The sequence below is a fragment of the Agromyces sp. NPDC029043 genome (assembly GCF_055564615.1).
Window position 1 is genome coordinate 112,881 of the sequence record NZ_JBVHVX010000014.1, and the last position, 9,515, is coordinate 122,395.

Consider the following 9,515-nt stretch of genomic DNA (forward strand, 5'->3'; position numbering starts at 1 on the left):
GAATTCACCGCCATGACCGCCGACCTCTTCATTCATCGCGCCACCGTTCTCCCCATGGACGCCGAGCACGGGGCGTCGCCCATCACCCGCTCCATCCGCGTCCACGACGGGGTGATCACCGAGATCGGCGTCGATCTGGTTGCCGCTGAGGGGGAAACGGTCATCGACGGACGTGATCGGCTGGTCGTGCCCGGATACGTCAACGCGCACACCCACTCGTGGGAGGCGCTGTTCCGGGCACGACTGGACAATCTGCCGCTCGAGCACTGGATGCTGCTCTCCTACCCGGTGCTCGGGCTGGAGCCGGTATCGCCCGACCTCATCCGGCTGCGCAGCCAACTCGTCGCCATCGAGTCGTTGCGCAACGGCGTCACCACACTCGTCGACGATGTCCTCGAGATCCCCGGTCAGACCGAAGGGCAGCTCGACGCGGTGTTCCAGGCGTACCGGGACATCGGGATCCGCGCCAACATCTCCGGACATGTGATGGATCATCCGTTGGTGCAACACTTTCCGTTTCTCGCCGATGCGCTGGAGCCGGAGTTGCGCAACGAACTCGATGCGCTCGCGGTGACCTCGGCCGACGACTATCTCGCCTTTGCCCGTAGTGCCGCACAGAAGTACGACGACTATGCCGACGGCCGGCTGCGCTTCATGGTCGGGCCGTCGGCGCCACAGCGGTGCAGCCCCGAACTTCTGGCCGGATGTAGGTCCCTCGCACAGGAATTCGACCTCGAGTTCCACATTCACGTCCTGGAGACCCGCACCCAGGCCGTTACCGCCGAGGAGTTCTACGGCAAGACGATGGTCGGCTACCTCGACTCGCTCGGCGTGCTCACCGAGCACGTCACCATGGCCCACGGCATCTGGCTCACCGACGCCGATCTCGACACCATCGTCGGTGCCGGGTCGTCGCTATCGCATAATCCGATCTCGAATCTGAAGCTTGGGTCAGGCATCGCGCCGTGGCGCAAGTACCTGGACAAGGGCGTCAATGTCGGATTGGGGACCGATGGGATGTCCAGTTCGGACAACGCCCGCATGTCCGAGGTCGTCAAGACCGCAGCACTCCTACACAAGGTCACCGGTCCCGATTTCCGGCAATGGCCGACGGCCCAGGAAGTGTTGACCGCGGGCACGCTCGGTGGTGCGCGCTCGGCGCGGTTGGGCGATGTCGTGGGCAGCGTCGAGGTGGGTAAGAAGGCCGACCTCGTCTTTTACGACATGACCTCCCTCGCCTTCACACCGCGCAACAAGCCAGAGAATCATCTCGTGTACTCGGAGAACGGGTCGTCGATCCGAACGGTCATCGTCGACGGACAGGTCGTGCTCGACGACGGTGAGCTGCTCACCGTCGACGAGAAAGCCGTCCTGGAGGAGCTGCAGGCGCGGGGGCCGCAGCTGCGGGCATGGCAGGACGAGATGGAACGACGCAACCGGGCGTTGCTACCCGCATTCGACCGGCAGTATTCGACGACGATGTCACGCGAGACCGCCGTGAACCGCTACAGCGGGCGCGGGGAGTGCTGGGTCAACTGAGTCGTCGTGAATCAGGTGACTTCGCGTTGATCAGCGCTCACAATGGCCGTATGTGGATCAGTCGGACCCTCATCGTCGAATGTGAGCGGGTGCTGAACGGCGCCGAGACGAAGCACGACGTCGCGCGTGTGGAGGCCGCCGTGCTGCAGGGCGAGGTAGAGGGGCACCTGCACCGGTTGCTGTATGTGACGGCGCTGTACGAGCCGGGTGGGCGGGCGCCGTACACGGGTATCGACGACGTGCGGCGCGCGATCCGCGTCGTGCTGGGGTAGCCGCCGGCCGGGTCCCCGGCGCTCGCGAAACACGTCGTCGGAGGGCTGTGAGCGGTTAGTGTCGAAGGGTCCACCGACGTCCGATCACCCCCAAGGGAACGACGACATGGATCCACACACCGAGAACACCTCATCGCGCGGCAGCACCGCGGAGGACCCCGCCGGACTCCGACGGCTGTCGCAGATCCCCGAGGCCCTCACCTCCCGCCATCAGCTCACCGCGCGATTCCACAACCGGACGCCCCTGGTGATCCTGGATCTCGACGGGACCATCACCTCCGAACGAGCAACGGCCGACGTGGTCGACGGCCTGCGTCACCAACTCGTCCGCGTCGCCCGTTTCTGTCCCGTGGCGGTCATCGGCGGGGGAGGACTCGCGGAGCTGCGGGCGCGGGTCGACGTCGACGGCCTCTGGTACGTCGCCGAACGTGGCCGCCAGATCCTCGGCCGCGACGGCGGGGAGGAGAACCTGGACCCGACCGGCGAGCCCACCACACACGCGGTGCAGTGGTTGCTGGAGCACATGGGCGCCGATGCCACCACCGACCTCCCCATCTACATCGGCGATGGCGGCGCTAGTGAAGCCGTGTACGAGCTACTGGGAGCGGATGGGATCGGCATCGTCGTCCGCAGCGTCGACGACGGTGATCGATCGTCAGCGGCGTCGTTCGTCGTCGAAGATCCCGATGATGTCCGGGAATTGCTGGAACGTCTCGCCGATCTCCTGGGCGCCTCCCCGGACAGTGTCATCCCCACCGACAGTCCGTGGACGGTAGTCTACGACGGCTACGATCCCGACTCCGAGAAACTCCGAGAATCGTTGTGCAGCCTCGGGAATGGCAAGTTCGCCACCCGCGCCTGCTCGCCCGATTCCGTCGCCGACGACTGGCACTATCCGGGCACCTACGCCGCCGGCGTCTTCAACAGGCTCGACGACGAGGTTGCCGGGCACACCATCAACAACGAGAGCATGGTCAATCTGCCGAACTGGCTCTCGCTCACCTTCCGCATCGACGACGGCCCGTGGTTCTCCATCGACTCCGCCGACCTCCTCGAGTACCGCCAGACCCTCGACATCCGCCGCGCCATCCTCAGCCGCCGCTTCCGTTTCCGCGACGACGCCGGCCGCGTCACCGACGTTTCCGAACGACGCTTCGTCGCCATGAATCTCCCGCAGGGGTGTGCGCTGGAGACGACGATCACCCCGCAGGGCTGGTCGGGCAGAGTCGAGTTTCGGAGCCTGCTCGACGGGACGGTCATCAACTCGCTCGTCCCCCGGTATCGCGAGTTGGCGAGCGTCCACCTCGAACCGGTCATCAGCACCGAACTCGACGCTGACTCCGTCCTGCTCTCCGTGCAGACCAACCAGTCCCGCGTGACCGTGGCGATGGCCGCACGAAACACGTTGTGGCGCCGAGAGGAATCGGTCGACGGCGAGTACCGCCTGGTGCACGAACGAGGCGAGCACGGCGACCGCATCGGTCACGACATCGCCGTCGACGTCTCCGACGGACAGCCCATCACGTTGGAGAAGATGGTCACCGTCTTCACCGGCCGCGATCCGGCGATCTCCGAACCGGGCGACGAGGCCGCACGTTCGCTGAGCAGACTCGGGCGGTTCGACGACCTGCTCGACGGGCACGTGCTCACCTGGGGCACGCTGTGGGACCGGTTCGACATCGACGTCGAGAGCCGCGGCAACGAGCTGCGCTTTGTCCGCTTCCATCTGCTGCACGTGTTGCAGACGTTGTCGCCCAACGTCTCTGACCTCGACGTCGGCGTGCCGGCGCGCGGCCTGAACGGTGAGGCGTATCGCGGCCACATCTTCTGGGACGAGTTGTTCGTGTTCCCGGTGCTGAACCTGCGGTTGCCGTGGCTGACCCGATCGTTGTTGCGCTACCGCTACCTCCGGATGCGGGAGGCGCGGCAGGCGGCCGTCGAGGCGGGGCGTGGCGGTGCGATGTTCCCGTGGCAATCGGGCAGCGATGGCCGGGAGGAAAGCCAACAGCTGCACCTGAATCCGGACTCCGGGCGGTGGAATCCCGATCCCAGCCGCCGGCAGATGCACATCGGTATCGCCATCGCCTACAACGTGTGGCAGTACTACCAGGTGACCGGCGACATCGAGTACCTGGTGGACTTCGGCGCCGAGATGCTCGTCGAGATCGCGAGGTTCTACGCCAGCCTCGCCACCTTCGACGACGAGCGTGGCCGCTACAGCATCCGCGGAGTGATCGGACCCGACGAGTTCCACGGAGGCTATCCCGAAAACCCTTATGGCGGAATCGATAACAACGCATACACCAACGTCATGTCGGTGTGGCTGATGGACCGTGCGCTGGAGGCTCTCACCCTATTGCCGCTGCAGGAACGGTCCGACCTTACCCAACGCCTCGGCCTGCACGTGCAGGAGACGACGCGTTGGAAGGACATCACCAGCCGCATGTTCGTCGGGTTCCACGACGGCGTGATCAGTCAGTTCGAGGGCTACGGGGAACTCAAGGAACTCGACTGGGATGACTACCGGGAGCGCTACACCAACATCTCCCGGCTCGACCGAATCCTGGAAGCCGAGGACGACGACGTCAACGCCTACCGCGCCTCCAAACAGGCCGACGTGCTGATGCTGTTCTACGTGCTCTCATCGGAAGAACTGCGAGACCTGTTCAGCGGCATGGGATATGAGTTGAGCGACGACGACATCCAGCGCACAGTCGACTACTACATGGCACGCACCTCACACGGCTCCACCCTCAGCAGACTGGTGCACTCCTGGGTCCTCGCGCGGGCGAACCGTTCCGGCGCCATGGAATTCTTCGACGACGTGCTGCGCTCGGACATCAACGACATCCAGGGCGGCACCACCCAGGAAGGCATCCACCTGGCGGCGATGGCCGGCAGTGTGGACTTGCTGCAGAGGTGCTTCACGGGGTTGGAGACGCGCGGTAACCGCCTGATTCTGCGGCCGCACTGGCCCGACTCCCTCGGCCAGATGGAGTTCGCGATGCTCTACCGCGGGCACAGGTTGAGGCTGCGGGTCAGCGGCAAGGAGGTCCAGGTGACGGCTGCTGCAGGGGCGTCAGCTCCGATCGAGGTGGAGTGTCGCGGGGAGGTCGCTGAGCTCCGCGCTGGCGGGGTGGTGAGGTTGGGGTGATGCGGTGCAGAGTAGGGGAGGGCTCTGACACTCAGTTGCGGGCGCGTGGCTCCACATTCTGTAGCCGCAGGCGCCCCTGGGCGAGGAGCTTGCCGTCGTCGGCGCGGGTGATGCTGACCTCCCACAGTTGTTGAATGGCGCCCTGCTGGACGGGTATCGCAACGACGTCGGCGCTGGCGTTGATACTGGCGGCCGATTCGACGGCGGTGAGGAACACGCCACCATGCACGACACCCCACGGCGTGTAGTGCTGCGGACCGAGGTCGATCCAGCCGGTGACCTTATCGGGCCCTGCGTCGGCGATCTGTAGCCCGGCGGCCTCGAGGAAAGCACTCGGAGCGGGCGCCGCGCTCATGCCTTCTCCTTCGTGCGTGCAACCTGCGGGTACAGTGCCTCAATCGGTCCGGAGAGTGCCGCCTTGACCTGTCGGCTGATGTTGTCGACGAGGATCTCCGGATCACCCGCTTCGATGCCGTCATACGCGGTGCGCACCACGTCGGCGGGCGAGTTCTTCGGTGCGGACACTTCCGAGACCATCGGGGTGTCGGCGTATCCGAGATGTAGTGAGGCAACGTAGATCTCGTCGTCGAGGAGACGGATCCGCTGGGTATTCGTCGCCGACCACAACGCTGCTTTGGTGGCGCTGTAGGCATCGGCGATACCGACCCAACTCAGCGCGGAGAGCACGTTGAGAATGGTGCCGCCGCCGCTCAGCGTGGAGCGGAATGCCTGCACCATCGCGAGGTGTCCCCAGAAGTTGACCTCGAACAGTTCACGCACCGCCGTCAGATCACCGAGGATCGACGAATGATTGAGTGCTCCAGCATTATTGATCAGAACCGTCACGTCGCGGGCCGCCTCGACTGCGGCGGCGATCGAGTCGGCGTCGGTGATGTCGAGGGTGAGTGGCACGATGCGGGGGTCGTCCCACTCGCGGGGGCGGCGTGCTGCGGCGTAGACCTTCGACGCCCCGCGCTGCAGTGCCTGCTCGACGAAGTGTGTGCCCAGTCCGCCGTTGGCGCCGGTGACGAGGACGACGGAGTTGGTGAGAGATGCCATGGTGCTCAGAGCCTTTCGATGATGGTGGCGTTGGCGAGGCCGCCGGCCTCGCACATGACCTGCAGGCCGTAGCGTCCGCCGACCTGCTCGAGGTTGTTGAGGAGGGGGGTGGCCAGGCGTGCGCCCGAGCCGCCGAGCGGATGGCCGATGGAGATGGCGCCGCCATTGATGTTGACCTTGGCCAGATCGGCCCCGGTCTCTTTGTGCCACGCCAGGACCACGGATGCGAAAGCCTCATTGACCTCGAAGACATCGATGTCGTCGATGGTGAGGCCGGCCTTCGCGAGGACCTTGGCGGTGGCGGGGATGATGCCGGTGAGCATGTAGATCGGGTCGTCGCCGGCGACGGCAAACGAGTGAACGCGGGCTCGCGGGGTGAGACCCAGGCGGCTGGCGGCATCCTCGCTGGTGATGAGGAGCGCGGCCGAGCCGTCGTTGACGGGTGAACTGTTACCGGCGGTGACCCGCCAGTCGATCTCCGGGTAGCGGGCCGCCCAGGCGTCGGAGCGGAACGCAAGGCGAAGTCCGCCAAGGGATTCGGTGGTGGAATCGGGGCGGATCGTCTCGTCGATGTGCAGATCATTGACGAAGGAGACCTGCGAATCGAACAGGCCGTCCTTCCACGCCGACGCCGCGCGCTGGTGTGAGGTGGCGGAGAACTCGTCGAGCTCGGCGCGTGACAGATTCCAGCGGTTCGCGATCAGCTCTGCGCTGATGCCCTGGGGGACAAGGCCTTCGGCGTACCGCTCGGCGACCTTGGGGCCGGCGAAATCCTTGCCCTGGAACTGGGAGCCGATGGGGATGCGGCTCATCGACTCGACACCGGAAGCGATGGCGACGTCGTACGCACCGGCGATCACCCCCTGCGCGGCGAAGTGGATGGACTGCTGGCTGGAGCCGCATTGGCGGTCGACGGTGACGCCGGGTACCGACTCGGGGAATCCGGCGGCCAGCAGCGACCATCGCGCATTGTTGCCGGACTGTTCGCCGATCTGCCCGACGGTGCCGCTGATGACGTCGTCGACGACGGCCGGGTCGATGCCGGTCCGCTCGACGAGTGCCGCCAGCGCGTGTGCATGCAGGTCAACGGGATGGATCTCGGAATACGCGCCGCCGGGCTTGCCCTTGGCGACGGGCGTGCAGACGGCGTCGACGATCACAGCTGTGTTCATGAGACTTCCTTCTTCCGTGCTCCAGATAGCTGACTACTGAAGCCCATAGCCAGAAGCTACACCCTGACTATGGCTTTGCAAAGTGAGGAGTATGATTGGTCACATGAATGACGACGTCATCGAACTCGAAGGCGCCTTTGCTGACCGCGACGAGTGGCCCGCGAAGGGCTGGTGTCGGGTGGAGCGCGCGCTGGATGTAATCGGCACGAAGTCGTCGATGATGCTCGTTCGCGAATTACTTTATGGCGCACACCGATTCGACGACTTGGCCCGACGCGCCGGGCTGAGTGACGCCGTCGCCGCCGGCCGGTTGAAGCAGCTGTACGCCGACGGCGTGGTGGATCGACGGCCGTACCAGGAGCCGGGGAAGCGCACCCGCTACGAGTACGTGCTGACCGAGCGGGGACGGGCGCTGTATCCGATCGTCGTCGCGCTCATGGAATGGGGTGACGAACTACGCGACGACCGAAAGACCGCCGTCGAACTCGTCCATCGCGACTGCGGTGCACCACTACATGCGACAGTCACCTGTGCCGAAGGGCATGATGTTCCGTTAGACGATGCCGCCGCCCGGATGCGGGATGAGGAGTGGGTGTTGGGGGCTCGAGAGCGGGCACGGCGTCAGTAGTCGCGCGAACGCTCTCTCCAGCGGCGCATGAGAATAGTTCGCTGCAAGGCAAGATTGAGCGAGAAATCGGTCATCGCCCACGAGGTCGATACAGCGCGCAAATGTTTGAAATCGCCTGACGCCTGTCGCTCTGCCGCATCAGCGGCGCGTTCCATCCATTCGACGACCTGGTGCTTACATCGACGCTGATAGTCGAGGATCAGGTCGACATCGCCGTCGAAGTACGCAGCGACACCCTTGGTCGGGGAGTCGGCGGCTCGATTGTCGTAGATCTCCTGCAGGAGCGGAGGGATGTCGCCCTCATCGCCGACGGGTGTGGTCTGTTCTGAATCGAGGAGGTCGATGATCCGCGGCGCGCCGACTGTCAGGAAATCCCGCCAGTCGCGGATTCCGGCGCGCAGGTTCTCGGGATGGAATGCGGCGCAATCGACGACACGCACGGCGTGGAGCCCGGCATTCTCGATGTACAGCGAGATGGTCGGCCAGTCCCTGCCGACGTGGTAGATGACGTTGCCGAGTGCTCTGGGGTTGGCGAGCGGAACGACCCTCGCGCGGAACTCCACTGATGGACCGATGGACGTCGCGCCGATCTCCAGCTGTGATTCGAACCCGGCCATCAGAGGCAATGTCAACGAGTACAGCCCGTTGAGGCGGAGAATCTGCTCGGGGGACGCATAGCTTTTGATGAGCTCGAACAGCTCCTCAGCGCCGGTGACGAGCACGGTGTCCTCATCCTCGTCGGGCGGCCAGAACGGGGAGTCGAAGATCTCGTGAGGTGACATCTGGTGCCGTGTCAGAAAACTCGGATGGACCACGTCCCATACGGTGAGCATGGCCTGACATCCCATGGTGGCGATGCGCGGTGCCTGCCGCTGGCCGGCTTCGACGATCAGCGTTCCGTTGCGGAGGAGCCGCCAGCCTTCGGCGACGAGACCGGAGATCTGCGCCTCTCGCAGTTCCGCACTGGTATGCAGGTCAGTGGCATCGATGGTGGCACGGAGGCGCCGCGCCCGGGTCAGGGTAAACGTGATGCGCCCGCGTGGCCCGCCGGGGAGATCGAAAGCGGAATGGATGAGCGTGCGCACGTCGCCGAACTTCATTGCCGACAGAAGCCGGCCGAAGGTCGTGGCGTAGCGGTGCCACGCATACTCGACTTGGTCGTCGAATGAGAGCTCGGACATGGCACCTCCTCAGGTAGTGCTGGCGTTGTCCTCGGAAAGTTAGTGGGAGGTACTGACAATCCGCAGTCGCCCGGGGGCGCTGTTCGTGCGTGATGCGGGCGACTTTGGCGTGCCGGGGCGCTCACAACATGAGCATGTGGATCAGCCGCACCCTCATCATCGAATGTGAGCGCGTACTGAACGGCGCCGATACCGAGAACGACGTTGCGCTGCGTGGAGGCCGCCGTCCTGCGGGGCGACGTCGAAGGACAACTGCATCGGTTGCTCTATGTGACGGCCTTGTATGAGGGCTCTTCGAGGTTAGCCGGGCACTGCTCAGCAGTGGAATTGCTGGATGTTGGCCCGCTGGGCGCGGGTGCAGTGGAATCGTATCCGGCGGCGTGAGTTTTCGGTGTTTCGGAACCCGCAGGCAACGCGTTTGACCTGCTTGACCAGGCGGTTGTAACCCTCGGTCCGCGCGTTGGTCAGCCCGGTATGCAGGAACGCCAGGATCGCTGGCCACCAGGTCTC

Annotated in this window: 9 protein-coding genes; 4 read left to right on the forward strand and 5 right to left on the reverse strand. The window is 65.0% G+C overall.

Translation table 11 applies throughout. From position 1 onward, the window contains the following. Positions 1–12 precede the first annotated feature (12 nt). The 3 genes from ACZ4TW_RS16720 to ACZ4TW_RS16730 all read left to right on the forward strand — a co-directional run bounded on the left by ACZ4TW_RS16720 (position 13) and on the right by ACZ4TW_RS16730 (position 4,965). Positions 13–1,539: an amidohydrolase family protein gene (locus tag ACZ4TW_RS16720; RefSeq protein WP_465544385.1), complete on the forward strand. Its 1,527-nt coding sequence runs from the start codon at positions 13–15 to the stop codon at positions 1,537–1,539. A gap of 50 nt (positions 1,540–1,589) precedes the next feature. After that, a complete protein-coding gene (locus ACZ4TW_RS16725; protein ID WP_465544387.1) occupies positions 1,590–1,811 on the forward strand; it encodes a hypothetical protein in 222 nt (73 codons plus the stop codon). A gap of 106 nt (positions 1,812–1,917) precedes the next feature. Next, positions 1,918–4,965: a glycoside hydrolase family 65 protein gene (locus ACZ4TW_RS16730; protein ID WP_465544389.1), complete on the forward strand. Its 3,048-nt coding sequence runs from the start codon at positions 1,918–1,920 to the stop codon at positions 4,963–4,965. 31 nt (positions 4,966–4,996) lie between these two features. Here the strand turns inward: ACZ4TW_RS16730 and ACZ4TW_RS16735 are convergent, their stop codons facing one another. Genes ACZ4TW_RS16735 through ACZ4TW_RS16745 form a run of 3 tightly spaced genes read right to left on the reverse strand, consistent with a single transcriptional unit; the run spans position 4,997 to position 7,196 of the window. Then, positions 4,997–5,320: a PaaI family thioesterase gene (locus ACZ4TW_RS16735; protein WP_465544391.1), complete on the reverse strand. Its 324-nt coding sequence runs from the start codon at positions 5,318–5,320 to the stop codon at positions 4,997–4,999. Further along, positions 5,317–6,024 (reverse strand): SDR family oxidoreductase, encoded by a 708-nt coding sequence (locus ACZ4TW_RS16740; RefSeq protein ID WP_465544393.1) that lies wholly within the window; start codon positions 6,022–6,024, stop codon positions 5,317–5,319. Before ACZ4TW_RS16740 ends, ACZ4TW_RS16735 begins: the two co-directional genes overlap by 4 nt. Before the next feature lie 5 nt (positions 6,025–6,029). Next, positions 6,030–7,196: an acetyl-CoA C-acyltransferase gene (locus tag ACZ4TW_RS16745; protein WP_465544395.1), complete on the reverse strand. Its 1,167-nt coding sequence runs from the start codon at positions 7,194–7,196 to the stop codon at positions 6,030–6,032. Between the two features lie 103 nt (positions 7,197–7,299). On the opposite strand from ACZ4TW_RS16745, the gene ACZ4TW_RS16750 reads away from it, so the two are divergent. Next, positions 7,300–7,824 carry a winged helix-turn-helix transcriptional regulator gene (locus ACZ4TW_RS16750; protein WP_465544397.1) on the forward strand — a complete coding sequence of 175 codons (525 nt, stop codon included), beginning with the start codon at positions 7,300–7,302 and terminating at the stop codon, positions 7,822–7,824. Here the strand turns inward: ACZ4TW_RS16750 and ACZ4TW_RS16755 are convergent. Both ACZ4TW_RS16755 and ACZ4TW_RS16760 read right to left on the reverse strand, forming a co-directional pair. After that, a complete protein-coding gene (locus tag ACZ4TW_RS16755; protein ID WP_465544399.1) occupies positions 7,818–9,005 on the reverse strand; it encodes a TY-Chap domain-containing protein in 1,188 nt (395 codons plus the stop codon). The genes ACZ4TW_RS16750 and ACZ4TW_RS16755 overlap by 7 nt on opposite strands. A gap of 315 nt (positions 9,006–9,320) precedes the next feature. Continuing rightward, positions 9,321–9,515: transposase (locus tag ACZ4TW_RS16760; protein ID WP_465544401.1), on the reverse strand; the 195-nt coding region annotated here is incomplete at its 5' end.